Raw genomic sequence first — 25789 nt, forward strand, 5'->3', positions numbered from 1 at the left:
GACGAGAACCGGACTAGTCGTTTATAGGACGGCGCGCCGTCGCTCGACCATGAAGATACTCGCCCCGGTCGATAGCTCCGAGCGGAGCCGCGAAGCCCTCCGGTTCGCCGCGGGGATGGTGCGTGCGTTCGGCGGCGAGCTCCACGCCGTTCACATCACCGACGTGCGTGGGAGCCACACCGAGGAGCTCCTCGACAAGGCGCGGGCGGTGCTGGACGAGGAGGGGATCGAGGAGGACCCAGAAGTGGTCATGAACTTGACCCTGCACCGACCGAGGGCGTCCGACCGGATCGGTCGGGACATCCTCCGGATCGCCGCCGAGGAGGAGTGCGACCACATCGTGATGGGTCACTACGGGGAGGGTCGGATCGGGCGGGCTATCCTCGGGAGCGCGGCCGAGACGGTCGTCCGTGCGGCCGAGATCCCCGTGACGATAATTCCGTAGTTCGTCACTCGTTTCGGGATGACCGGTCGAACCCGGACGTCGACCGATACGACCTCAAACCTCGGTTCTGCCTTCCGTGCGGGTCGTGAGATCCGTCGGGACGAGCCGATAGAAGCCGAACGAGACCTCCTTCGGGGGTGTGCCGAAGATGTCGACGAGCGGGATGTGGGTTCGTTCGAGCCCCTGAAGCGTCTCGATGGCGATCGATTCCTCGGTGGTCTCCTCTAACGGTCCCGTCGCGATGGCGCTGCACCAACCCGCGTCGGTGTGGTCGTACGTGACGAACGAGACGGTGCGACCGGCGAGGTCGGATCGCTCGCGGTCCGAGCCGAGCGCCAATCGGAAGTAGAAGACCCCGTCGGTCGCGTCGTAGCCGTACGAGACCGGTCTCGAGTACGGTGCCGGCTCGTCCGTCGAGACCGACAGCACGCCGGTCCCGCCGGTCCCGAGGAACGCCGCCCGTTCGTCCGCGTCCATCCGCTGAGTGTTGGTATTTGCCATATCTCTCCCTTCCTCTCTACGACGGTGTCCGGTGAAACTCCATCACCGGGACGGTCCGGTTTCGGTGGCGATCGACGACCGACGTTCGGGACGTCGGTGTCGGACGGTCAGCTCGATCGCACCGTCGCGCGCGATCGAGACGACGAGGTCCCCGCCGACCCGAACGTACTCGCTGGTGTGGTGGCCGGAGGACCGAACCCGGGTCCGTTCCTCAAGCAGCCCCGTCTCGGTGAGGAGCCCGAGCTTCCGGTAGACGCTCGACGGCGGGAGGTCACATCGCTCGGCGATCTCGCTCGCGGACAGGGCGTCGTCGTCCGTCGCCGCGAGGATCGCCCGACAGTCGGGGGTGTGAACCGCGTTGAGCAGGCTCTGGATGGTGTCCTCGGTGCTGACGACGGTCGTCGCGTCGGTCGACGGGTCGGCTCGGTCGACGAACGCAGCCGCCGTCCCTGACTGGCTCATAGCTACACCGACGCTACCGACGGGGAATAGCGTAGGACCCCAATACTCGGGGACGTTTATATGCGGTGGCGCGACTCGACGACGGCTCAGAGGACGTCCTCGAGGATCTTGGTCTCGGCCGCCGCCAGGTGCTCGCCGAAGGTCGACGGGTTGATGTCGAGCGCCGCGGCGACCTCCGTCGCGTTCGCGCGTCGCGGCCGTTCGAAGTAGCCCATCTCGTAGGCGGTCTCGAGGACTTCGAGCTGCCGAGGGGTGAGCTTGCCTCGTTCGACGAAGACCCCGTCCTGGGGATGCTCGCCGGCCGGCGACCGGATCAACCGCTCGATGTCCATCTCCGGGAAGCGCTCGCGGAGCGCTCCGACGACGTTCCGGAGCTGGTCGTAGTCGGCGGCGTAGAAGGCGATCGTTACTGTTCCGTCCCGGGCGACGTATCGGTCGACCGGGCAGCCGAACCGGCCGAGACACTCACACGGACAGCTCGTCCCGCCGCCGTGGGTGAACCGGTATCGGTGCGTGGAGCCGTGCGAGAAGATCCGTGAGATGTCGGTTTCGGGTTCACACGCCGTGTCCATCGAGAACTCGGTGACACAGGCCTCACAGTCGGCGGGACAGACGCTCACCCTGACCGAGTCGATCGTGGCCTCCTCGCTCGCCGAGAGGTCGGCGAGCGGGCAGCCCCCCGGTCTCGCGAACTCGATCGTGGCTCGGATCCCCTCCGACATGGCTACGAGCGGCGTTCGGTCGGATTCGACCGAGCGCACGGCGCGACCCTCGTCTCGTCGTCGTTAGGACGGCTCATGCTCCCGGTCGACCTCGATCACGCGGCCGCTCACCGAGTCCGGGGTGAGTCGATACAGTCCGATGTCGAGGTCGGGTTTCGCGTCGCCCCAGATCTCGAACAGCGGCCGTTTCGCCTCGCCGTACTGCTCGATGTGTTCGACGGTGAGCTCGTCCTTCGGGACCGTCTGGAGGGTCCCGACCGCGACGACGCTGCGATACACGTCGGCGTCCTCCTCGTAGACGACGATCCGCGCCCGAGGGGCCGACGCCAGGAACCGCCGCTTTTCGCTCTCGGGCGTCGAGACCAGTCGGAGGTAGAAACGGCGCTGGTCCGCGTCGTAGCCGTAGGAGATCGGGATGGCGTAGGGCTCGTCCTCGCGGGCGAGCGACAACACGCCGGTCTCGTGGCGGCCGAGAATCGTGTCCGTCTTCGCGTCCGACAACGCGGTCTGTTGATCCAGGGCCATCCTCTCGTCGAGCCGTTGTCGGAGATCCGCATTAAGCGTTGCTCATATCCCGACCGACGAGTCCCGTCCTCCGAAACCGGACAGTGACACACCGAAACGCCGCTCCACGGTACCTCGACGACGAAACGGAGAAAGACGAACCCGACGACCGGTTACGGGCGGTCGGTTGCCGACAGTTCCGTGAACGCGGCGGCGGTCACGGACGCCCCACAGACGACACAGCCCTGCTCGACGAGCGCCCGTTTCATCGAGTCGTTCACCTCCAGGGACTCACCACACGCTGGACAGGCGAAGCGATAACCGTCCGCGACGACGTCACTCATCGTGGTGCCGGCTGCGACAGCTGTTCGTCATCGTCTTCGGTATCGTTTGTCCACATAATAAGTGCTGGTCCTCGCTTCGAACGGATGAGAACGGATCCACGACGTGTGCGGGCGGAATCGGTGGAGGGATCGGCCCACTGGACGTCACGGAACGACGGATCCCAGACGGTGGTAATCGACGCGGGTCTCTTGGTCGGTGGGCGGGAACCGCGGGTGAATGTACGACCGGATCTTACTGGCGACCGACGGAACGACCGCGTCCGAGAACGCCGAAGCCCACGCCATCGACCTCGCGGCGACCCACGACGCGGACCTCCACGCGCTCTACGTCGTCGACGAGAGCGTCTACACGGCCTACAGCGGCGACGAGTACGTCGACGAGGCGGAGGGACCGGAGCACGGGCTCGCCGAACACGGGGAGGAGACGCTCGACGGGATCCACGCCACCGCGACCGACCGCGGCGTCGACGTCGTCGAGGTGCTCAGGTACGGCGACCCGGTCGAGACGATCCTCGACTACGGCGACGAACAGGACGTGGATCTGATGATCCTCGGCACGAAACGCCGCTCGGCCGAGTACCGGGCGCTCCTCGGTAGCGTCACCGACCGGGTGCTCAGGTTGACGGCACGACCGGCGCTCGTGATGAAAACCGAGACCGGAAGCGAGCGCTGAGGCGCGAGGCCGTCTTTCAGAGGCCAAAGCGGCACGCGAAGGGTCCGTCGTCGGCCCGAACACGGCCGTTCGCCGGCACACGGATAAAGGACCCCCGATGCTGGGGTTCGAAACTCAATCCCGTCCCGATCGGACGAGAGCGTATGGTTGATCCCGTCGTCCTGAGTCGGGCCCAGTTCGCGCTGACGATCATCGTCCACATCGTGTTTCCCGTGCTGAGCATGGGACTCGCGCCGTTTCTGGTCTACTTCACGTGGAAGGAGATACGGACCCACGAGCCGGTCTACGAACAGCTTCGTCGGTTCTGGGCCCGGATATTCGCGATCAGTTTCGTGACCGGGACCGTGACCGGGATCGTCCTCGAGTTCGAGTTCGGCACCAACTGGTCGGAATTCTCGCGGGCCGCCGGGGCCGTCATCGCGGGCCCGCTCGCCACCGAGGGGATGATGGCGTTCTTTCTCGAAGCCGTCTTCCTCGGGGTGTTCCTGTTCGGCCGCGACCGGGTCTCCGACCGCACCTACTTCGCGTCGGCCTTCCTGACTGGGCTCGGGTCGTGGCTCTCGGCGACGTGGATCCTCATCGTCAACTCCTGGATGCAGCACCCACGGGGGTACCAGCTGGTCACGCGAAACGGCGAGACGGTCATCACGCTCACCGACCCGATCGCCGCGTACGCGAACCCCCGGTTCTTCTGGGAGTTCGTCCACATGCAGAACTCGGCGGTGCTCTCGGTGGCGCTGTTGATCGCGGGGATATCGGCGTACTACGTCTGGTCGGGTCGGGCGACGGCGTTCTGGGAGCGCTCGTTGAAGTCCGCGCTCGCGGTGATGGTGGTCTCGGCCCCCTTCCAAGTCATCCACGGCGACGCCTACGCGCGCCACATCGCGAACACCCAGCCCGAGAAGTTCGCCGCGATGGAGGCGGTCTGGGAGACCGCCCGCTACGTCCCGGAGTACATCATCGCGTTCCCGACCACGCTCAGCCAGATCTTCGACCCGCGGGCCAAGGAACTCGTGGGGATCGGGATCCCCGGCATGGCGAGCTGGCTGGCGAGCGGCGGGAACCCGAACGCCCCGATCACCGGGCTCAGCGAGTTCGCGAACGTCGGTACGCCGCCGATCGCGGTCGTCTTCTGGTCGTTCCGGATCATGGTCGCGCTCGGTTTCTGGTTCATCGTGCTCGCGTTCTGGGGTGGCTACCGCTGGCGGACCGGCGAGCTCTTCGAGGACCGGCTGCTCCACAAGGCGCTGATGGCCTCCTCGGTGCTCGGGTTCATCGCGGTGGAGTTCGGCTGGATGGTGGCCGAGATCGGTCGCCAACCGTGGATCATCCAGGGCGTGATGCGGACCTCCGAGGCGGTCTCGCCAGGTCTCTCGGGTTCCGACGCCCTCCTCACCTTCGCGGGGTTCGTCGTCGGCTACTTCGGCCTGCTCGTCCTCGTCGTCTACGTTCTCGTCCGACTCGTTCGCCGTGGCCCACCGGCGATCCAGGACGGTCCCGACCGGCATCCGGGCGACCAGGGGGTGTCGACGGATGATTGAGTCGGTGCTCTCGCTCGATTCGGCCCCGCTGTTCGGCCTCCCGCTCGAAGCGGTCTGGTTCGTCGTCCTCTTCTTCTTCCTCGCGATGTTCCTGTTCCTCGACGGGTTCGATTTCGGTATCGGCGCGCTGTTCGCCACCCGGAACGACGAGGAGGACCGCCACCAGTTGCTCGCCGCGGTCGGCCCGTTCTGGGACGGCAACGAGGTCTGGCTGGTGGTGTTCGGCGGGGCGATGTTCGCGGCGTTCCCGGCGGTCTACGCCAACCTGTTCAGCCGCAACTACCTCCTGCTGTTCGCGCTGCTGTTCGCGCTGGGGCTTCGTGGGTTGGCCCCCGAGTTCTACGAGCAGCGCGAGGACCGCGAGTGGCGACGGGCGTGGGGCTGGGCGTTCGTCGTCGGTAGCGTCGCCGCGCCGTTCACGCTCGGGATGTTCGCCGCGAACTGGCTCCTCGGCTCGACACGGTTGGTGACGATCCCCGGCATCGTGGTCGGGCTCGCCGTCGTCGCCCTCACCATCGTCGAGGGCAGCGGTTTCCTCGTGCTCAAAACCCGCGGGGCGCTCCCGACGGAGATGCGCCGGTACGGAACGCGCGCCGCCGTCGCGTATCTGGTGTTGGTCGTGGTCACGCTGGGCTGGCTCCTCGTGATGACGCCGCGCCTCCGCGATGCCCTGCTCGCCCCGCTCCCGCTCGCACTCGTGGTGCTCACGGTCCTCCTCGTCGCGGGCGTGGTCGTCGCCCATCGACGGGAGGCCGACCTGGCGGCGTTCTGTGCGTCGGGCGGGCTGGCGTTCGGTCTGGTCGCGCTCGTCGCGACCCTCCTCTATCCGACGATCGACCCCGCGGCCGACCTGACCGTCGGGGCGGCGGTCGTCCCGCTCCTCTCGCTCAACCTGATGACGATCATGGCGGGTGTCCTGCTCCCCATCATCCTCGCCTACTTCGCGGTGCTGTACTCGGTCTTCAGCGGCCCGATAGAGCCCGAGGAGACCTACTGACCGACGAGGGACGGTTCACCGGCCGAACGAAAACGGGGCCGACGACGGCTCCTTTTGCTTTCTTTTCTACGGGTCCTCGACGGGACCCGGCGGCACGGCGCTAGTGAACGGAGACGTCGGAGACCACGTTGAGCAGGTAGACGCCCGCGACGATGAGGCCGATACCGACGACGCCGGCGGGGTCGATCCGCTGTCCGAGGAACACGGTGCCGATGGCCGCGATGAGCACGATCGCGCCCGCCGACCACGTCGCGTAGACGAGCCCGATCGGGAGCTGGCTCAGGATCAGACTCAGGAGGTAGAACGACGCGAGATAGCCAACGACGACGACCGTGGTCGGAACCGGGTTCGTGAACCCCGCCGAATACTGGAGCGCCGTCGTCGCGACGACCTCGATGACGATCGCTAGCCCGAGGAGGGGATAGGGGTTCATCGTCGGATCTGCCCAGACCGATCGTATAGTTCGTTCGATACGTTCGGGCTGCCGGGGTCGCACACGACGCTGCCCGTTACCGGAGGAACCCGAGAAGCTCGTAGTCGTGGTCGGGGGTGTACCGGCGGAACAGTAGGCTGTTCGAGAGCACCGAGACCGACGAGAACGCCATCGCGGCCGCGGCCAGTGCGGGCTGGAGGAGGCCCAGCGAGGCCAGCGGGATCATCGCGGTGTTGTAGCCGAGCGCCCAGAAGAGGTTCTGTTCGATCTTCCGGAGCGTGCCGTCGCTGATGCGGATCGCCTTCACCACGTCGAGCGGGTCGTCGCGCAGCAGGGTGACGTCGGCGGCCTCGATGGCGACGTCGGTCCCGGAGCCGATCGCGGTCCCGACGGCGGCGGTCGCGAGCGCCGGCGCGTCGTTGACCCCGTCACCGACCATCATCGCCGTCCGACCGTCCCGCTGGATGTCGTCGATGGCAGCCGACTTGTCCTCGGGGAGAACCCCCGCCCGGACGTTCGCGGGGTCGATGCCGACCGCCTCGGCGACCGCTTCGGCCGTCCGCTCGTTGTCGCCGGTGATCATGTGGACCGAGACACCGCGCTCGTGGAGCGCCGTGACGGCCTCCTCGGCGCTCCCCTTGACCGTGTCGGCGGTGGCGACGAGCCCGAGCAACGTCTCCCCCCGCACGACCAGCAACGCGGTCTTGCCCTCGCCTTCGAGCCGGTCGAGCGCTTCGGCGGCGGCCGAGGGGTCGACACCGTTCTCGCGGACGAACGGGCGGTTGCCGACGAGTACCGCCTCCCCGCCGACCGTCGCCCGGATCCCCTGCCCCGGTACGTTCTCGAAGTCCTCGGGGTCGGTACGTTCGATGTCTCGCTCCTCGGTTCCGTCGACGATGGCCCGCGCGAGCGGGTGTTCGCTCCCGGACTCGGCGCTCGCGGCGGCGTGGAGCACCGTCGCCTCGTCGGTCCGGTTCGTCGTGGCCTCCGCGCCGCCGACCGCCCGCGTACCGCCGTCGGTCGCCGTCTCGGAGCTGTCCGGTGCGGAAGCGGCATCGAGGGGAACGACGTCGGTCAGTTCCATCTTGCCCTCGGTGAGCGTCCCGGTCTTGTCGAACACGACCGTGTCGACGTCCTTGGCGCGTTCGAGGACGTCACCACCTTTGAACAGGATGCCGTTCTTCGCGCCGATCGAGGTCCCGACCATCGTCGCCGCCGGGGTCGCGAGCCCGAGCGCGCAGGGACAGGCGATCAGGACGGCCGAGGCGAACACCACGACCGCGAACTCGAAGACCGAGACCGCCCCGCCGGCGGCCGCCGGCCCGCCCGCGACGAGGCCCCACACCGGCAGCCAGCCGACGAACCCCGCGAGCGCCTCGGGGAAGAGATACCAGACGACGCCCCAGAGCACCGCGTTCGCGATCACGATGGGGACGAAGTACGCCGAGATACGGTCGGCGAGGTTCTGGATGTCCGGCTGGCGCGACTGCGCCTCCTTGACGGTTTGGACGATCTGCTGGAGCGCCGTCTCCGAACCGACCTTGGTCGCCTCGACCGTGAGGACGCCGTTCTCGTTGATGGTCGACCCGACCACCTCGTCGCCCTCGCTCTTCTCGACGGGCACCGACTCGCCGGTGACCATCGACTCGTCGACCGCCGACCGCCCGTCGACGACGACGCCGTCGGTCGGGACCCGTTCGCCCGGCCGGACCTTCATCCGGTCGCCGACGGCGACCTCGTCGAGCGGGACCTCCGTTTCGTTGCCGTCCCCGTCGACGACGATCGCGGTGTCGGCCTCCAGTTCGAGGAGCTGCTGGAGCGCCGCGCCGGCTCGACCCTTCGAACGGGCTTCGAGGTAGTTACCGAGCGTGATGAACACGAGGATCAGCGCGGCCGTATCGAAGTACATGCTCCCCGCGAGCACGCCCAGCAGGACGACCACCGAGTAGAGGTAGGCCGTCGAGGAACCGAGGGCGATCAGCACGTCCATGTTGGCGCGGTGGTTCTTCACGAGCGCCTTGTAGGCGTTGGCGTAGAACGGCCGCCCGAGCACGAGCTGGACCGGCGTCGCGAGCAGGAACTCCACCCAACCGAGCTCCAGCCCGAAGACCGTCTCGGGGAGCGCACCGCCACCCAGTAATAGTTTCTCGACCATGAACGCGATCAGCGGCAGGGACAGTGCCGCGCCGAACAGCGTGAGCCGCCGCTGACGGCGGATCTCGTTCTCGTGCGCGGTATCGCGCTGCTCCGATTCGGAGCCGTCGCCCCCGTCGTCGCGCACCGGGGAGTAGCCGGCGTCCTCGATCGCCCCGTAGAGCCGTTCACGGTCGGCCTCGGCGGGGTCGTACTCGACGGTCGCCTCATCGGTCGCGTAGTTGACCGTCGCCGAGATCACGCCCGGCACGCCTTCGAGCGCCTCCTCGTTCGTCTCGGCGCAGTTCGCACACGTCATGTCCGTGATGGCGATGGTGACCGAGGTGCTCACCGCCTCGTAGCCGGCGTCGTCGACCGCCGCATAGATGGCCGCCAGCGACGTTTCCTCGGGGTCGTACTCGACGGTCGCTTCGTCGGTCGCGTAGTTGACCGTCGCCTCGTTCACCCCCGCGAGGCCGTCCAGCGACTCCGTTATCGACTCGGCGCACGTCGCACAGCTCATGCCCCGAATGTCGAGTCGCACGTTTCGCTCACTCATCGATAGTACATACGGGCTCCTCGTTCAATGCCTCTTTTCTTCAGATACGTAGGCATCGAACGACCTCGACCTACGATCCGAAGGCGATCGATGGCTCCGGACCGCGGGTTTCTACCCCATCCCGCTCGGGACGATACAGCAGCACCGTCGTTCGTCCCGATCAGGCACCGGCACTGAACTGTTCGTACCGGGCCTCGAACTGCTCCAGACACGACGGACAACAGAGGTAGTAGAGGTCGCCGTCGACACGGAGGGTCTCGCCCTCCTCGCCGACCTCGTTGCCGCACTCGGCACAGGTTATTGCGAGGTCGGTCCCGCCGACCTGCGGCGTCCAGTCGGCGTCCGTGAGGACGACGACCTCGTAGTCGGTTATCGCATCCAATCCGTCTTCGTCGAACGTATCCGAGAGGAACGCACGAACGTTCGCGTCCTGGAGGCGGGACTGGAAGAAGACCCGTGGGTCGGCGGCCGTGAACACGTGTTCGACCCCGTCGGCACGCGTGAGCGTCTCACGGACCGCCTCGACCGCCTCCGGTCGCACCGAGAGCTCGACCAGAACGGGTGTGCCGCCACGGAGCTTCGAGCGGTCGAGGTCGAGCGTGAACCGACGGATGATCCCGAGCTCCCCGAGTCGGCTCACGCGGTCGGAGACCGACGGGGAACTGAGACCGACGGCGTCGGCGATCTCACGGTACGGACGGCGGGCGTCCTCGGTCAGCAGTCGGAGGATCTCGGCGTCGGTCTCGTCGATGGTTCGCATATTCGAAGTAGGATCCGGAACCCGAAACCGATTTCGCCTTGTTTTCTAAGGCGTTCTCCAGATCGGCCTTCGTCCGATAGCCGATGTACGAATAGCGCTGCCCGATCCAAACCACTCTCCGTGATTCGTCTTCGCGATGGGAACGAGGAGCGAGCGCTACGTCGGCTGTGGCACCGGAAGCGCCCGGTGTGCGCGTGGCGGCACGAGGTAGTTCCCGCGGTTGGTGACGCTCATGTACTGGAGAATGCCGTTGTTGTTCTTCTGCCCGAGCGCGGACTCGGACGCGAGGTCGGTCCCGTTCATCGCGTCCCGTGTTCGGGTGAAGTCCTCGGTCGTCCGCTGGAGCGAGAGGAAGTGGAGCCCGGCATCGTCGCCGTCGGTCGAATCGAAGTCCCGCCTGAGGATGATCGGGCGGTCGTTCTCGCGTGCCTGTACCATCTTCTGGGAGTGGCCGACGACACCGGACTCGCGCGCCGCCGTCTCCGCCGGCGCACAGTCGTCCATCCCGCTTGCGTTCCCGAGGTTCGCGCCGACGCCCTCCACCGCCCCCGACTCGGCGTGTGCGGGACAGAACATCTTGCTCACCCGCTGTGACCGGCTGTCCTGATCGTACCACTGGTCAAGGTGGAGTCGGATCTTCGAGATCTGCTGGATGCTTCCCTCGGCGAACGGACCCGACCGGATCGTCACGCGGTCCTCGGTCGCCTGATTCTTGTCGAATCCCGATTTGAACCCCATGTAGAGCGGTGCGTCGTCCGGCACGGGCTCGGAGTCGGGGATCCCATCGACGTCCTGGTTGTCGGCGGGAAGCCCGTCGCCGACGAACCCCGTCCGCCGGTCGGTTCGTTCGAGCACGCCCCCGGGGTCCGTCTCGATGGCTACCCCGTTGAGTTCGTCCTGCTCGCCGAGAAGCGCCTGTTCGGCCCCGAGCACGACGCTCCCGTAGTCGCTCGCGAGGTGGACGACCGCGTCGGGGGTATCGAGCGTCGGCTCCTCGAACGGGGTGAGCGCCTTCGGTGCCGCGAGGTCCACCGACTTCGGAAGCGAGTCGTCGAACCGGTCGAAGTACGCCGACGAGTAACTCACCGTGAAGAGCAGGCCGTCGTTCGAGCGGGGGTAGGCGTGTTCAAGCCCCCGAAACGCCCGTTCGACGGTCCGGCGGTCGGCATCGGTGGGTGTGCCGTCGCCGGCGTAATCGAGGTACAGCAGCACCCGGTGGCGCGGCCCGAGGTGGTTGTCGGCGTCGTCCAGGTCGAGAACGTCGTTCCAGGCGTGCTGGCGCGCGGGGAACCCGGAGAGGTCGTCCGGGCCCTGCGAGAGGTCGGGGGTCTCCTCGCGCGCCGTACACGCCGCGAGCGCCGACCCGCCGCCGATAGCGACCGCGGCCTTCACGAACGCACGTCGCGAGACGCCACGGTCCGTGCGAGGAAGCATACGATCACGTGGGGTTCGAGCCAAAAGCGCGTTCTGGTTCGTCCATCGAACGCGCTACCGTCCCCCGATATGTACGACCGGTGGGCCGCGTTCGGGAGGGACCGTCGAACCCCGACCATCGGGATTTCGAGAACCGCACCAGAACGGATAGGGGGATACCGCTGTGAGACCCAGTACTGATGAATCGCCGTAGGTTCTTGCGTTCCGGAGCGGTCTTTGCGACTCTCGGGTCCAGTGGGCTCGCCGGCTGTACCCAGCTGTTCACCACGGGGTCCCAGTACGCGCCACCGATGGTCGAGAACCGGCCGGATGGGGTCTACATTCCCTCGCACAAGGAAGGGATGGAAATGGCTGGAATGAGCGGGATGAACAACACTTCCTCGATGGACGGCATGTCCGGGATGAACGAGACGGACAACAACTCCTCGATGAACGGGATGTCCGGGATGAGCGGGACGGAAAACAACTCCTCGATGGGCGGCATGTCCGGGATGAGTGGGATGAAGGACCAGCCGGGGACGCTTCGATGTGCGCTGACCTACAGCTATCCACATCGGTTCTGGACCGTCACCGGAAGCGATACCGAGAAGGTCTCGATAGCGTCCGACGACACGCTCCACCTCATGGTCAGCGTCTGGGACGCCGCGACGGGGATGTACGTGATGGACACCGGCCCGACGATAACGGTCTCCCAGGACGGCGAGGAGGTCACGACGAACACCCCCTGGACGATGATCTCCCAGAACATGGGCTTTCACGCGGGGGACAACGTCTCCCTCCCCGAGGAAGGCACTTACTCCGCGACCGTGGACGTCCCCGCTGTGACGACCCGCCGAGTCCGGGGCTTCGCCGGGCAGTTCGCCGAACCGCAGACCTTCGAATTCGGGTTCGACTACAGTCGGGAGGCACTCGAGAACATCTCGTTCCAACGTCTCGACGACCGGAAGGGGAACCGGCAGGCGATCAGCCCGATGAGAATGGACACGATGCCCCTCTCCACTGCACCCGCTGCCGGTTCGCTTCCGGGCCGGACGCTCGGCCGAACGAAAACGGCCGACGATATCGTGTTCGTCGCCACCGCGATACCGGATGCCACTGACTTCGACATCGACGAGAGCACGTATCTCGCCGTCTCGGCACGGACGCCGTACAATCGGTTCGTTCTGTCGGCGATGTCGCTGTCCGGCACGCTCACACGCGATGGACGGCGGGTGTTCAACGGCCCGCTTACGCCAACGCTCGATCCGGAACTCGACTACCACTACGGCACGGGGGTCGATACCGTACAGGCGGGTGACGTTCTCGAACTGTCCGTCGAAACCCCGCCACAGGTCGCCCGACATGAGGGCTACGAAACCGCGTTCCTACAGACGGCCACGACTCGGATTACCGTCGAGTAGCGAGTCGAGGGCAGTGCGCCACGGATCGACCGGTACCGTCCCGACGACGGGCACCCGAACCGAATCGAGAACGAAGAACGCTCCCGAACGAGTGCTACTCCGAAGCGACGAACTGCTTCGCGAGGGGGACGACCTGCGCCATCGAGCGCGCCGTATCGAACGCATCGGGTGCCGCTCGACGAAGGTTCAGCGTGTCGAAGTAGCTCGCGTGTCGTGCCTCGACCGAGTGGATGCTCAGCGCGGCCGAGAGGACGTCCGGGTCGGAGAGATGTGGGGCGGCACCCGCGTACGCCGACACACCGATGTCCTCGAGACGGGCCGCGGTCGCGACGAACGCGGGAACGGTCCCGTATCCGAATTCGTACTCCGCTTCCCGAACGGGAGTGCCGCCGAGGTCGTCGATCGTCGTAGTCAGCGCCTCGACGTGCGCCTTCTCGTGATCACGGATTGCCTCAAACTGCTGGTACGTCGAGTAGCGGAGCGTCGGTCGCGCGAAGTACTGCGCGACCTCGGAGCGTTCGACCTCGCGTTCGGAGAAGCGTCCGCCGCTCGACGCCAGCGCGTCCCGGTAGAACGCGTGTTCGAGGTGTTCGAGCGAAAGCGCGTAGTTCAGTACGTCGATGTCGCTCGGGGACGTGTCGTCCGGAAGTTCGACGGTATCCGATCCTGCATAGCCGTGCTCCCCGGACTCGTCCCGTTCCCAGTAGAGGGAGGCGCTCGTCTCGTCGCCGGTGAACCCTGCCCCATCCGTCGGGAAGGTCAGAACGAGGTCGTCGGTCCCATCGCCGTCGACGTTCTCGACCACACCGTCGTCGACTGGTCGAACACCGCCACCGTTCGCGAGCAGGTCTGTCGTTCCGAAGCGGTATCTGACGGCACGCTCGGTCGGGTCGAACGTCACGCGCTCCCCGTCCCTGTCCGTGAACGTGGTCGCGCGAACCGCGACCGTCGTTCGACCGTCCTCGCCGGTCCCGACCCGATTTCGTTCCGATCCGGGTTCGACGTCGATGTCGAGTTGGTCCGGGAAGTGAGCCGCGGCGACGCCGCTCATCGTGGGGAGCGCGACGGCGGTCGCGGCCGTTCCGAGAGCGAGCTTGACGAACTGACGACGGTCGGTGTTCGCCGACGACGGTCGGAGCGATGGTGGCAGGTTCATGGTCGTTTCGGACCCCATCTCAGGGATCGATCGAGGGTTCGAGCGAAGCGAGGTCGTGCTTTCTGGCTTGAACGTCGAAACGAAACACCAGCAAAGCGACGTGACATCGACAGTACGATATCTGGTACGTCGCTGACTCGCGGCCTCGATACGACGGCGGTGTAGCTCCTTCGTTCGAAGCGACCCACCGACTACCTCGTCAGGTGCGTGACCGACCGCTTGCGACAGACCAGCATTCGCGGAGCCCGACGGCGAGCAGGACGGCCGCCGCGCCCGCCGCGGCGAGGTCCTGCACGAACAGGGGTATCGACCACGCGACCGCGAAGGTGACACCGGCCGCGACGACGTAGACGGTCTGCATCAGTCCGACCGCGACGACCGCGCCGGAGGTATCGGCAGCGCTGACGTGGGTTCCCGCTACGACGGCGGTCTCGGCGACGGTGTGAAGCGTCAGCAACACCGCTGCGGTCACCCCGACCACGCCACCCGCGATGTACGCGCCGGCGAGCGCCATGCCCTCGACGAACTGGTGAAGCGTCAACGCACCGGTGGTCGAGAGGGCTACCGTTCTGTCGTCGGCACGCACCTGCCGCGAGAGCCCTATCGCGCCGACGACCCCCATCGCGCCGGCCAGCAGCGTGAGTCCGGGCTTCGATGACCCAAGCGGGAGCAACACGAGGACACCGACGAGGGTCAGCCCGACCCCGAGTGCGCCGGAGAATCCCTTCCCGCCGAACCGATCCGATGGATGTCGAGCTCGGGCGACGACCACTCCGACCCCACCGAGCGAGCCCACGAGGGCCGACCCGAGCACGAGGATCGGGAAGCGAAAGCCGACGGTGGCCTCCGTGGACGGGACGTGCGCCGCCGCGAGGAACGGTATCGCGCCGAGCGCGGCGACCCCGACGAGCGACGATGCACCCACCCGAATCCCCCATCGGTCGGTGTCGACGCCGAGTCCGTTGGGGAGTCTCATCGGTGGAGTGCCTCAATCGCCCGACGCCTTCGCGGACGGCGTGTCGACCCGAACGACGCAGGACCTCGGCTCCTGGCTCATCCGGTCGGCCCGAACGAGGTTCCCCGTGAGCGCGAGTATCGTGACGCCGAAGAAGATCATCCCCACCGGGGAGGCGAGGTCGATGAACAGCCAGTAGAGCGGCATCGCGGTGGAGGGACCGAGGAGGACGACCGCGAACTCCGCGAGCACGGGGCCACAACAACAGCACGCGTTCGGAGCCGACAGCGCGAGCGCGCCCGTGATGGCGTTCGTCGTCGTATCGTTCTCCCCGGCGTCGGCTCCGTCGCCCTTCCAGAAGTGGGCGATTGCCGCCCCGTTCAATCCGACCAGCCCACCGAGCAGCCCGACGAAGAGGACGACACCGGGCGAGAGCGCCGCCCGGAACGGCACGTACGGCGGCGTCGCGAACAGGTCCGGCGGCAGGATGGCTTCGAGGACGGGTGTGACGAACGGGAGCCTGGGAACGAAGAGTTCGAGCGCGGGCCAGGTCGCCAGCGGCGCGAGGATCGGGAATATCTCCAGGTCGATCCGGGTCCACGAGAGCCCGACGCCGTCGTCGATGGCGAAGCTCAGCATTCCCGAGGAGAAGAGGAAGAAGACGGCGGCGAGGAGCGCGATCCCGGCACCGAAACGGCGTGCGAGACGGTCATTCCGGAGGTCGGCGAGCAGGTGGCGACAGTCACGCCAGAAGATGTAACCCACCGTCACCGGCAGCGCGAGTTCGAGGAGATAACCCACCGGGTTGGTCGGGCCGTAGAGCCCGAGCGCGTCCATGACCGCCGAGTAGGTTATCCAGAGCCCGAGGATGATGCCGAGGATCGCGTACCGGGGGCGCGAGGGCCATCGAAGCTGGACCGCGACGAAACTGCCGGTCAGCACGAGCGCGCCGACGAGGAGGGTCGCCGGGTAGAAAGCCGCCTCCGGGATCGGCGACTGTGAGACCGAGAACGACTGGATCTGCGAGAGCTGTACCAGCCCCACGCCGCCGGCCGCGACGAGCACCAACCCGGCGAAGACCCCGTAGACGGCGTATCGGTCCCGACCCGTGTCGAGGGTCCGACCGAGGTAGATGCTGGCGGCGACGACGACGAGCCCGGTGACGAGCGGGAGCAGCGACGCCCACTGGACGATCCTGACCGTCCCGCCGTGGGCCGACGCGAGCGGGACGAGCTGGAGCGCACCGACGAGTATCGCCGCCCGGAGACCGCCACGAGCCAGCAGCCCCAGATCCGACGATAGATCGAACCCTCTATTCATCGTGTCGTGCGAAGCCATTGGATACTACCGGAGAAGAGTGTGTTGTCTTCGCTATTAGTCCGACGGGGGTCGTCCCGGACACCGAGAAAAACGGACCCGACCCGGAGTCATCGTCCATCCTCCGACGGGAGGGGGAGGACTGGAAATAGTGTTCTGGTGCGCCCATCGAAAACCGCTCCGACGCGCTGGAGGGGTCGAGTTCGACCTCCCTCAATTGGCATCCCTCACGGAACGGTTAAATACGTAGAGCGACTTCTATATGGCTGATTCTACCAGCGTTAGTATCCCTCTGACCTGTCGAGAATTGGGAGAGACGATGAAACCCTTCGAAACGAGCAGTGGCAGCAGAACCGATACGCGGACCGTTGACGAACGCTCGAAGCGGGCGTCCCGTTCGCCGGCAGTGACCCGTACGGACGGGCCGATCGATGGAGGAAGGTGGCGATGAGTACGGTTCAGGCTCGGCCGGTCCCGGAGCGCGACGCCTCGACGCTGCTCCGCGAGATCACGCTCTCGCGCGTGGTGGCGCTCCAGTTGGCGTTCGTCGGGACCCTCGGTTTCGTGCTCTCGCTCGGGGTATTCGGCCGGGTCTTCGAGCTGGTCACCGGGCAGTCGCTCGTCAGTGTGAACCAGTTCGTCTCCGTCGGAGCGGTGAGCGGGCTGCTGGGAACGCTGGTGGTGGTCGTACTGGCCGTCGTGATCGTCCTCCCGCACGAGTTGCTCCACGGACTCGCGATCTCGTACTATGGGGGAAAACCGCGTTACGGCGTCGGTCTCGCGCACTTCCTGCTACCCTACGCCTACGCGACGGCCGACCACCGGTTCACCCGCAACCAGTTCGTCGTCGTCGCGCTCGCGCCGCTCGTGGGTCTCACGGTTCTCGGCGTCGCGCTGATGGCCGCCTTCGAGTGGTCGTGGCTGATCGTCCCGCTAGCCGCGAACGCCGGTGGGGCCGTCGGTGACTGCTGGATGGTGCTGACCGTGCTCGGCTATCCGGCTCACACGCGCATCGAGGACGGCACGACCGGGCTGCGGATCCTCGGTACCCGAACCGACAGTTCCCAGGGTCACTGGCTCACGACCGCCCTCTGGAGCGTCGCTATCGGGACGGCCGTCGTCCCGATCGGCGTCTACCTCGTCGGACCGTTCGCCCTGCTCGCGCTCGGGATCGAATCGCTGACCGTCGGATGGCCCGGAACGGTCACGCTACTCTTCGAATCGACGGCCACGCCGATGTCGTACTCGTTCTCGGTCGGACCCGGGAGCTTCCTGCTCGGCGCTATCCTCGGCGCGGTCTACGCGTTGGTCCGCTCCCGATAGCGCCGTTCGTTCCGTTTCTGTAACGGTTCATCGCGAACCGACTGGAACGAGCCCGGAGATATCCTTATGCGAAAGACAGGCGCAAAACCCGGTCCTTGAGGGCGGGGATACGCGCCGTCAGCTTTGTCGCGGATGTTCGCAACTGCTGGCTACCTGCCGATGGCTGGCCGGATATTCGTTGTCAATTCGTGACCGGTGGGTTCATGTTTACGAGCTTCATAACCGCTTATGGAGACAGATGCCGACGCGAACCATCCGAACGTTCGAAGCCACCATCCTGAACCAACGACAGGTTCGGGACGACCTCGACCAACTCGGCTGGGCCGCGTCGAAGCTCTGGAACGTCGGTCGCTACTACGCACAGGGCATGTGGGACGACACGGGCGAGATTCCCGATGACGGGGAACTCAAACGCGAACTCAAAGGCCACGAACGCTATACGGACCTTCATTCCCAATCCAGTCAGCGCGTTCTCGAAGAACTCGCTGAAGCGTTCAACGGCTGGTTCGCAAAGCGTCGGAACGGCGACGACCGTGCCCGACCGCCCGGCTACCGCAAACACGGCGATTCGCACCCACGCTCCACGGTGTCGTTCAAGGCGGCTGGCTTCAAACACGACGCACAGTACCAGCGCGTTCGCCTCTCGAAAGGCCGGAATCTCAAGGAACACCGTTCGGACTTCGTGCTCTGTGAGTACAAAACCCGACCCGATGTGGACCTCACCGAGTGGGACATCCAGCAGGTCCGGGCCGTCCACAAACGCGGCGAGTGGCGACTCCAATTCGTCTGCCGAACGACGATTGACCCTCAACCGCCGGGCGACGAGGTTGCCGGAATCGACCTCGGAATCTGCAACTTCGCCGCCGTCTCGTTCGGTGGCGATTCACTGTTGTATCCCGGTGGCGCACTCAAAGAGGACGAATACTACTTCGCCAAGAAGCGTGCGGAGTGTGACGACTCGTTCTCCCGTGAGGCCCGCCGTCTCGACCAGAAGCGCACTGACCGCCGCACGCACTTTCTCCATACCCTCTCGAAAGAGATTGTGGCAAAATGCGTCGAACGCGAGGTCGGTACAATCGTCGTGGGCGACCTCGGCGGTATCCGCGAGGACGAAAACGGCGACCCCACCAATTGGGGCGACCACGGCAACATGGACCTCCACGGGTGGGCGTTCGACCGCTTCACGACGATGCTCGACTACAAGGCCGAAGCCGAAGGAATCGAGGTCGAAACCGTCTCCGAACGGGACACGTCGAAGTCGTGTTCGGTATGTGGTCGGTGCGACGACAGCCAGCGTGTCGAACGCGGATTGTACGTCTGTGACGAGTGCGGACTGGTCGCCAACGCCGACACGAATGGCGCAGAGAATATTCGACAAAAGGTACTCCCGAATCTCGCCACGGATGGCGGTGATAGGGATAACGGCTGGTTGGCACAGCCAGCGACCCGTCTCTTTTCACGAACGCGGGGAGCGTTTTTCCCACGTTCCGAGGCGGGTTGCGAACCCTGATATCCCACCAGCGGCAGGGAATCCTCGCCGTTCACGGCGGGGAGGATGTCAATGTTCTACGACACGAACCGGCGATATGAAACGTCGGTGGTTCGTACTGGTCGGTCTCCTCGTCATCGCGCTCCAGTCGGCGATCCTCGTCGCCTTCGGGTTCCCGTCACCCGCCGACCCGGCCACCGCTCTCCTGCTCGGCGGGATGACCCTCGCCGGGTGCTCGTTCGTCCTCGGTGGGTTCGACCGCCGCCTCGGCGGTGTCGAGTGGTACCAGTTCGTCGGGGTCGGCAACGTCCTGGTCGGGGTCTCGGTGGCTCTCGGCCAGTTGATCCCGGTTCTCACCGGGCCGACGGCGTACGACAGCAGTACGCTGCTCGCTCTCGTCGTATTCGCCGTCGTCGGTGGCGGCTCGATAGTCTTCATCGGTGCCGACTGGGTCCGCGGGGGACACCACTTCGACCTCTCGGTCTTCGAACCAGGGCCGATACTCGCCTCGGGAACGGGGAAACGGAACTGACGACCGACGACATGGCACTCGACACGCTCACATGAACACGAAGCAACGAATCCTGTTGGGACAGGGATCGACCGCCATCGCGATGGTGCTCCTGCTCTACGAGCGGATCGCGGATCCCGAACCCGCGGTACCCCGGCTGTTCGGTGTCGACTGGCTCGTCCTGGTCGCGGTCGTGATACTGCTCGTCAGCCTCGGTATCGTCCTCCGAACCCTCCACACCGAGACCGTCTCCAGCGGCACACGAACCGAGTGACCGCCTCGCGGAACGGCCGACGACGCACGTTCTGGTTCCGGATTCGAGATGCTTATCACGTCCGGGACTCGAATTTTACCAGAATGTCAAACGAGCCAGCGCGACCCGATGTCGGCCCCATCGGCGGGGAGATGGTTCGGCACGGAACCGGTGTGGATTCGAACCGCGCCTTCCCGACGAACACCTACCCCGAACACCTCGATCCGTTCGTCCTCTTCGAGCGGTTCTTCATCGAGCCCGAGCGGGGGTTTCCGATGCACGAACACGGGGGGTTCGAGATCGTCTCGTACATGATCGACGGCGGGATGGACCACGGGGACTCCCTCGGTGTCACGCACACGGCCACCGAGGGCGACGTCATGCGGATCACGGCCGGGAACGGGATCCAGCACTCCGAGTTCCCCGCCGACGGGGCCGCGTGTAGCGGGCTCCAGCTCTGGGTGAACCTCCCGCGCGAGGCCAAGGGGATCGACCCCAGCTACGACGACGCGACCGGCGACGAGCTCCCGACGGAGGTGGAGGACGGTGCCACCGTGACGACCGTCGTCGGCGACGGGTCACCGATCGAACTTCACACGCGAACGGAGTACCTCGACGTCGCGGTCACCGACCGCTGGACGTGGACGATACCGGACGGCTGGTCGGGCTTCCTCTACGGCGTCGCCGGCCGCGGGACGGTTAATGGGGAGCGGTTCGCGGAGGGAGACGTCCTCCCGGTCACGAGCGCGAGGGACGTCACCCTCGAACGCGACGGGGCGGAGGCGTTCCGCGCGGTCGCCGTCGCCGGGTCGCCACACGAGGAGCCGATCCGCGAGGGCCGTACGTCCAGTAGCCGGGCTTCCCGCCGAACGTTTTCTCCTGAATGTGTCGCGGATCCATCTCGTAGAACGGTGAGCGGTCGGGACGACGGGCGGTGCAACCACGAATCTAATACGTCGCTCCACCCTATCGACGGTATATATGACCCCGGACAGCGAACGAGGAACCGCTACGGACACCGAGCGGGCGATCATGGAGGCGACCTTTCGGGCGCTCAGCAAGCACGGCTACGTCGACCTCCGGCTGCGCGATATCGGCGACGAGTTCGAGATGACCCGCCAGTTGATCCACTACTACTACGACGGCAAGCACGACCTCATCTCGGCGTTTCTCGAATACGTGATCGAGCAGTACGAGGGCAGCGTCGCGGTCGACGAGAGCGACGACCTCTGGGCGGAGCTGGACGCCCGGATCGACCAGTGTCTCTTCGGCCCCGAGTTCGCCAGCGACTTCGACCACTGGGATCGGATGCGCGTCTACCACGAGCTGTTCTCGCAGGCCCAGAACGACGACCAGCACCGCGAGATATTCAACCGCCACTACACCAAGATCCGCCGCAGCATCACCCGCGTCATCGAACGCGGGATCGAACAGGGCGTCTTCCGGGACGTCGACCCCGAGAACACGGCGCAGTTCATCACCGACGCGATACACGCCGCACGCGGACGGCGGATCTCGCTCGGCCACGACGAAGCGCCGGAACAGATACGCCGCGCGCTTGACGAGTTCGTCATCTCCTCGCTCGCCCCGCCGGGCGAGGAGCCCGAGTTCAAGCGCGCCCGTTCGACCGCCCGAAACTGACCGTCCACGACGGCTCGACAGCCACGAGCCGACTCCCTTCTCGGGGTTTTCTTCCCTCGTTCTGCCTCCGGAGTTCAACCGTAGAGCCACTTCGGTCGGAAGGCACACCGACCGGATATCGCCCGCTCGAATCCGACTTCCGAATTTTACCGATCGGTAAACTTAATGGAACGGGTCGACAACGGACGAGGAGCACCATGACCGACTCACGACCGGCCGACAGCACCGATCAGCGAGCCGACGAGGGCCCCCCGAACCGATGAGGATCGGACGGTTCGGGGCCGACGACGACGCGGCGTGGGTGGGTGTGGTCGACGGCGAGACGGTTTACAACGTCCCGGAGGCGGCAGCCGAGATCGGTGTCGACCTCCCCGGGGGAACCGTCGACCTCCTCTCGACGTGGGGCTGGCGAGAGAAGGTCGAACTCGCCGTCGAGTACGCTGCCGAGACGGGTGAGGCGACCTACGACCTCGACTCGCTCGACCGGCACGCCCCGATCACCGACCCGGCGAAGGTGATCTGCGTCGGGTTGAACTACGCCGACCACGCCGACGAGGGCGGGTTCGAGGCACCCGACGCGCCGGTGTTGTTCTCGAAGTTCCCCACGGCGCTCACCGGACCGGGGGCGGCGATCGAGTGGGACCCGACGCTCACGGAGGCGGTCGACTACGAGGGCGAACTCGTCGCCGTCATCGGGGACCGAGCCCGGAACGTCGACCCGGAGAACGCGCTCGACCACCTGGCCGGCTACACGGTGGGGAACGACGTCTCCGCGCGCGACCTCCAGATGGCCGACGAGCAGTGGGTTCGCGGCAAGAGCCTCGACACCTTCGGCCCGATCGGCCCCGACATCGTTACCCCCGACGAGATCCCCGACCTCGGGGACCTCGACGTCTGGACCGAGGTCAACGGCGAGCGGCTTCAAGCGTCGAACACCCGTCACCTCATCTTCGGGATCGACGAGCTGGTCTCGTTCTGCTCGCGGGCCTTCACCCTCGAACCCGGCGACGTGATCTACACTGGGACGCCCGACGGCGTCGGCTACTTCAGGGACCCCCAGGTCCTGCTCGAGGACGGCGATTCGGTCACCGTGGGCGTCGAAGGGGTCGGCGAACTCCACAACCACTGCCATTCCGACCAGTAAGGCCCCCTCTCGACGAGGTCGTTTACCAACCAGTAAAATCGGCCGCTAACCCGAACGGTATATCCTTTTACTGCATGGTAAACGGTGAAGTACGATGGGAGAAATAAGCCGACTACACCACGTAACGGCGTTCGCGAGCGACCCGCAGCGGAACCTGGACTTCTTCACCGAGGTGATCGGGCTGCGGTTCATCAAGCGAACGGTTCGATTCGACATCCCCGAGGAGATCTACCACCTCTACTACGGGGACGAGGCCGGAACGGCCGGCTCGATCGTGACGTACTTCCCGGTTACGGACATGAACGAGGGCCTCGTCGGGAAGGGACAGATCAGCGCGGCCGGCCTCGTCATCCCCGAGGACTCGGTCGAGTACTGGATCGACCGCTTCGAGGAGCACGACGTCGAGCACACCGTCGAGGAACGCTTCGGCGAGACCGCGATCGGCTTCACCGACCCCGACGGAACACCGTTCGAACTCGTCACCGGCGAGTCCGACATCGACCCGTGGGACGGCGGACCGGTCCCCGCGGAACACGGCGTTCGAGGGCTCCACAGCGTCACGATACACTCGAACGACCCGGCGGGGACCTTCCGGGCGCTCGAAACGATGGACTGGAGCCGGGTCGGTCGGGCCGACTACCCACAGGCCGGCGACCACGTCCGGTATCAGGCCCCCGGCGACAGGAAAGGCGCGAACTACGTCGACGTGCTCGTTCGCCCGAACGCGCCACAGGGAGTCCAAGGAACGGGAACCTTCCTGCACGTCGCCTTCGACACCGGCGAGAAGTGGGAGCAAAAGGAGTGGAGCGAGCGTTTCCGCGAGGCGGGCCTGATCACGACCTCGCGGAAGGACCGCGACTACTTCTGGTCGATGTACTTCACCGAGCCCGGCGGTGCGACTTTCGAGTTCGCGACCGAGGGCCCAGGAGTAACGCTCGACGAGAGCATCGACGCGCTCGGGTCGGAGCTCAAGGTGCCGGACTGGCTCGACGTCGACGTGAGCGAGATCGACGAACAGCTCCCCGACCTCACGACGGACTGACCGAGGCGACGGAGCAGGACCGCCCGGGACAACCTGCGCGGTCGCCAGCACGAACAGCTACTCTGCAACGCCGATTCGACGGAGAACGACGATGGAACCAGAACGAGCCACCCCGACGAGACGACCCACCGACGCCGACTACACGACCGAACCGGACGACGAGCTTCCCGTCGAGCTGACGACGCTCCCGTGGATCGACGTCCACAACCACGCACACACCCTCTCGTGGAACGACCGGGAGCGGTTCGCGCTGAGCGGCTGTCACGAGATGGTGATGATGGCCGCGGCGTACTACTGGACACCGTACAAGCCGGTCGCGCCCGAAGACGTTCGCTACCTCTGGGACGACGCGCTCAATCGGCTCGACCCGATCCGCCGGTCACACGTCTTCGATGCGAGTCTGGGTATCGGGATCCACACCGGCGCGCGCGTCGAGAACGTCGAGGAACTGCTCGACGTGATGCCCGACTACCTCGAACACGACGCGGTCCGGGCCGTCGGCGAGATCGGTATCACCGGGTCACAGCACGTGAGTCGGTGGGAGCTCGACGCACAGCGAACGGTGATGCGCGAGCAGTTGCAACTCGCCGCCGACTACGACCTCCCGGCCGTCGTCCACACGCCGCCGAACCTCGACAATGTGGACGTCCCCTACCGGGAGCGGGGGCCGATCCCCGGCTACGAACTGAACAGCGACCTCCAGCAGGAGTCGGTCATCGAAGCCGCGGACACGAAACGCGCTGCGACGGAGCTGGACGTCGAACTCGCCGAGGAGGCGGGTCTCCCCGACGAGCAGCTGGTGCTCTCCCACGCCGACCGTGACATCGCCCCGTTCGTGCTCGAGAACACCGACGCGTACCTGAGCTTCACGATCAGCTATCCCTGGCTGCTCGGGACCACGGCACGGGACGTCGCGGCCGTTATCGACGAGTACGGGCCGGACCGCGTCATGATGGAGACCGACAGCGCGGGCATCCTCCGAAGCGACGTCTTCTCGTTCAGACGGGCGATCTTCGACCTCTATCGGCTGGGCATCGAGGTCGAGACGATCCGCGAGGTCGTCTACGAGAACCCCCGTCGCGTGCTGAGCTGACACGGTCGGGGTCGGTCTCGACCGTCGGGGATGACGAGTTCCTGAGACAGTCTCTCGTCGACCGGTGGACCGGATCGAACGGGGTTCCCGCCGGATCAGAACGCTTTTACTGAGCAGTAAAATAAAGGGTGGTATGGTAGACGTCGCAATCGTCGGTGGCGGCCCCGCCGGCCTCAGCGCAGCACTGTTCGCCCAGAAGAACGGCCTCGAAACCGCCGTCTTCGATACCGACCAGACGTGGATGCACAAGGCCCACCTCTTCAACTACCCCGGCGTCGGCTCCATCGACGGGACGGACTACATGGAGGTCCTCCGGACCCAGGTCGACGACTTCGGTGTCGAGCGCCACCAGGGAGCCGAGGTCACCGCCGTCGAATCGACCGACGACGGCTTCACGGTCACGGCCGACGAGGAGTACGAGGCGAACTACGTGATCCTCGCGACGGGCGCGAAGCGCGACCTCGCCGAGGATCTGGGCTGTGCGTTCACCGACGAGGGCGCGGTGGACGTGGACGTGACGACCGAGACGAGCGTCGAGGACGCCTACGCGACGGGCGCGATGGTCCGCGCCGAGGAGTGGCAGGCGGTCATCGCCGCCGGCGACGGTGCCGCGGCGGCGCTCAACATCCTCACGAAGGAGAAGGGCGAGCACTACCACGACTTCAACGTACCCGCCGACGCCGAGGAGGTCTTCGGCGCGATGGCCGACGACGACTGAGACGGCGACCGCGGTCGCGACGGTGGAGCGTCGGTCTGGCTTCCGACCGAACTCCGACTTCGAGCCGATTTTCAGACGCTGAAGATCCGGGAAACCGATTTCACCCGTTCGAAGCAGCACTCGTGTAGAGCCTCCGACCGTCCGTCGGGGCTCCGTTCGGGAGACCCCGCTTCCCTGGCATCACTTTTATTACACATCTGTCTCCAATTTTCCTCAATGGATGCCTCGACTTCATCCAA

The 25789-nt window shown here is 66.0% G+C and carries 26 protein-coding genes and 1 pseudogene; 15 read left to right on the top strand and 12 right to left on the bottom strand.

Annotation, left to right across the window (positions count from 1 at the left end; all coding sequences use genetic code 11):
• Positions 1-49: 49 nt before the first annotated feature.
• A complete protein-coding gene (locus GT355_RS04555) occupies positions 50-445 on the top strand; it encodes a universal stress protein (protein ID WP_120070542.1) in 396 nt (131 codons plus the stop codon).
• Between the two features lie 54 nt (positions 446-499).
• Here GT355_RS04555 and GT355_RS04560 read toward each other — a convergent pair whose 3' ends face one another.
• From GT355_RS04560 to GT355_RS17955, 5 genes are all read right to left on the bottom strand, one after another.
• Positions 500-946, bottom strand: coding sequence for a pyridoxamine 5'-phosphate oxidase family protein (locus GT355_RS04560; protein WP_192927957.1), 447 nt, complete (start codon positions 944-946; stop codon positions 500-502).
• A 42-nt stretch (positions 947-988) separates the two neighbouring features.
• Entirely contained in the window at positions 989-1408 is a 420-nt protein-coding gene (locus tag GT355_RS04565) for a helix-turn-helix domain-containing protein (protein ID WP_160133526.1), read from the bottom strand.
• Positions 1409-1494: 86 nt separating this feature from the next.
• The gene (locus tag GT355_RS04570; RefSeq protein ID WP_160133527.1) at positions 1495-2130 is read right to left on the bottom strand and encodes a helix-turn-helix domain-containing protein; all 636 of its coding nucleotides are present in this window, start codon (positions 2128-2130) and stop codon (positions 1495-1497) included.
• Between the two features lie 63 nt (positions 2131-2193).
• Complete coding sequence (locus GT355_RS04575; protein ID WP_160133528.1) at positions 2194-2655, bottom strand: pyridoxamine 5'-phosphate oxidase family protein; 462 nt, start codon at positions 2653-2655, stop codon at positions 2194-2196.
• A 152-nt stretch (positions 2656-2807) separates the two neighbouring features.
• Entirely contained in the window at positions 2808-2978 is a 171-nt protein-coding gene (locus GT355_RS17955) for a DUF7560 family zinc ribbon protein (RefSeq protein ID WP_192927958.1), read from the bottom strand.
• 217 nt (positions 2979-3195) lie between these two features.
• On the opposite strand from GT355_RS17955, the gene GT355_RS04580 reads away from it, so the two are divergent.
• From GT355_RS04580 to cydB, 3 genes are all read left to right on the top strand, one after another.
• Complete coding sequence (locus GT355_RS04580; RefSeq protein WP_160133529.1) at positions 3196-3651, top strand: universal stress protein; 456 nt, start codon at positions 3196-3198, stop codon at positions 3649-3651.
• 143 nt (positions 3652-3794) lie between these two features.
• Positions 3795-5192, top strand: a complete 1398-nt coding sequence (locus tag GT355_RS04585; RefSeq protein ID WP_160133530.1) for a cytochrome ubiquinol oxidase subunit I — start codon at positions 3795-3797, stop codon at positions 5190-5192.
• The gene (gene cydB, locus GT355_RS04590) at positions 5185-6189 is read left to right on the top strand and encodes a cytochrome d ubiquinol oxidase subunit II (RefSeq protein ID WP_160133531.1); all 1005 of its coding nucleotides are present in this window, start codon (positions 5185-5187) and stop codon (positions 6187-6189) included. Before GT355_RS04585 ends, cydB begins: the two co-directional genes overlap by 8 nt.
• Before the next feature lie 100 nt (positions 6190-6289).
• Here the strand turns inward: cydB and GT355_RS04595 are convergent, their stop codons facing one another.
• From GT355_RS04595 to GT355_RS04610, 4 genes are all read right to left on the bottom strand, one after another.
• Positions 6290-6622 (bottom strand): SMR family transporter, encoded by a 333-nt coding sequence (locus tag GT355_RS04595; RefSeq protein ID WP_160133532.1) that lies wholly within the window; start codon positions 6620-6622, stop codon positions 6290-6292.
• Positions 6623-6698: 76 nt separating this feature from the next.
• On the bottom strand, positions 6699-9314 hold the full coding sequence (locus GT355_RS04600) for a heavy metal translocating P-type ATPase (protein ID WP_160133533.1): 2616 nt from the start codon (positions 9312-9314) through the stop codon (positions 6699-6701).
• Between the two features lie 160 nt (positions 9315-9474).
• On the bottom strand, positions 9475-10074 hold the full coding sequence (locus GT355_RS04605) for an AsnC family transcriptional regulator (RefSeq protein WP_160133534.1): 600 nt from the start codon (positions 10072-10074) through the stop codon (positions 9475-9477).
• Between the two features lie 156 nt (positions 10075-10230).
• Complete coding sequence (locus GT355_RS04610) at positions 10231-11508, bottom strand: DUF7405 family protein (RefSeq protein ID WP_160133535.1); 1278 nt, start codon at positions 11506-11508, stop codon at positions 10231-10233.
• A 179-nt stretch (positions 11509-11687) separates the two neighbouring features.
• Here GT355_RS04610 and GT355_RS04615 point away from each other — a divergent pair, with 179 nt between their 5' ends.
• Positions 11688-12908 carry a DUF7350 domain-containing protein gene (locus tag GT355_RS04615; RefSeq protein ID WP_160133536.1) on the top strand — a complete coding sequence of 407 codons (1221 nt, stop codon included), beginning with the start codon at positions 11688-11690 and terminating at the stop codon, positions 12906-12908.
• 94 nt (positions 12909-13002) lie between these two features.
• Here GT355_RS04615 and GT355_RS04620 read toward each other — a convergent pair whose 3' ends face one another.
• The 3 genes from GT355_RS04620 to GT355_RS04630 all read right to left on the bottom strand — a co-directional run bounded on the left by GT355_RS04620 (position 13003) and on the right by GT355_RS04630 (position 16357).
• A complete protein-coding gene (locus GT355_RS04620; RefSeq protein WP_192927959.1) occupies positions 13003-14064 on the bottom strand; it encodes a ferritin-like domain-containing protein in 1062 nt (353 codons plus the stop codon).
• A 199-nt stretch (positions 14065-14263) separates the two neighbouring features.
• Entirely contained in the window at positions 14264-15040 is a 777-nt protein-coding gene (locus GT355_RS04625; protein ID WP_160133537.1) for a hypothetical protein, read from the bottom strand.
• Between the two features lie 12 nt (positions 15041-15052).
• Positions 15053-16357, bottom strand: coding sequence for a hypothetical protein (locus GT355_RS04630; protein ID WP_240145713.1), 1305 nt, complete (start codon positions 16355-16357; stop codon positions 15053-15055).
• A gap of 426 nt (positions 16358-16783) precedes the next feature.
• Here GT355_RS04630 and GT355_RS04635 point away from each other — a divergent pair, with 426 nt between their 5' ends.
• The 10 genes and pseudogenes from GT355_RS04635 (at position 16784) to GT355_RS04680 (ending at position 25550) form a co-directional block, all read left to right on the top strand.
• Positions 16784-17659: a DUF3267 domain-containing protein gene (locus GT355_RS04635; protein ID WP_160133538.1), complete on the top strand. Its 876-nt coding sequence runs from the start codon at positions 16784-16786 to the stop codon at positions 17657-17659.
• Positions 17660-17897: 238 nt separating this feature from the next.
• Positions 17898-19169, top strand: a complete 1272-nt coding sequence (locus GT355_RS04640) for an RNA-guided endonuclease InsQ/TnpB family protein (RefSeq protein ID WP_160133539.1) — start codon at positions 17898-17900, stop codon at positions 19167-19169.
• A 76-nt stretch (positions 19170-19245) separates the two neighbouring features.
• Positions 19246-19680 (top strand): DUF7994 family protein, encoded by a 435-nt coding sequence (locus tag GT355_RS04645; protein ID WP_160133540.1) that lies wholly within the window; start codon positions 19246-19248, stop codon positions 19678-19680.
• Positions 19681-19711: 31 nt separating this feature from the next.
• Entirely contained in the window at positions 19712-19933 is a 222-nt protein-coding gene (locus GT355_RS04650) for a hypothetical protein (RefSeq protein ID WP_160133541.1), read from the top strand.
• Between the two features lie 83 nt (positions 19934-20016).
• A pseudogene (locus GT355_RS18530) lies at positions 20017-20748 on the top strand (pirin family protein); the annotation flags it as partial.
• 145 nt (positions 20749-20893) lie between these two features.
• Complete coding sequence (locus GT355_RS04660; RefSeq protein WP_394337574.1) at positions 20894-21553, top strand: TetR/AcrR family transcriptional regulator; 660 nt, start codon at positions 20894-20896, stop codon at positions 21551-21553.
• 259 nt (positions 21554-21812) lie between these two features.
• A complete protein-coding gene (locus tag GT355_RS04665; protein ID WP_160133542.1) occupies positions 21813-22697 on the top strand; it encodes a fumarylacetoacetate hydrolase family protein in 885 nt (294 codons plus the stop codon).
• Positions 22698-22791: 94 nt separating this feature from the next.
• A complete protein-coding gene (locus GT355_RS04670) occupies positions 22792-23739 on the top strand; it encodes a VOC family protein (protein ID WP_160133543.1) in 948 nt (315 codons plus the stop codon).
• A gap of 91 nt (positions 23740-23830) precedes the next feature.
• Positions 23831-24832, top strand: a complete 1002-nt coding sequence (locus GT355_RS04675; RefSeq protein ID WP_160133544.1) for a TatD family hydrolase — start codon at positions 23831-23833, stop codon at positions 24830-24832.
• A gap of 133 nt (positions 24833-24965) precedes the next feature.
• Entirely contained in the window at positions 24966-25550 is a 585-nt protein-coding gene (locus GT355_RS04680) for an NAD(P)/FAD-dependent oxidoreductase (protein WP_120070595.1), read from the top strand.
• Positions 25551-25789 lie beyond the last annotated feature (239 nt).

The organism is Halococcus salsus, from assembly GCF_009900715.1.
GTDB lineage: Archaea > Halobacteriota > Halobacteria > Halobacteriales > Halococcaceae > Halococcus > Halococcus salsus.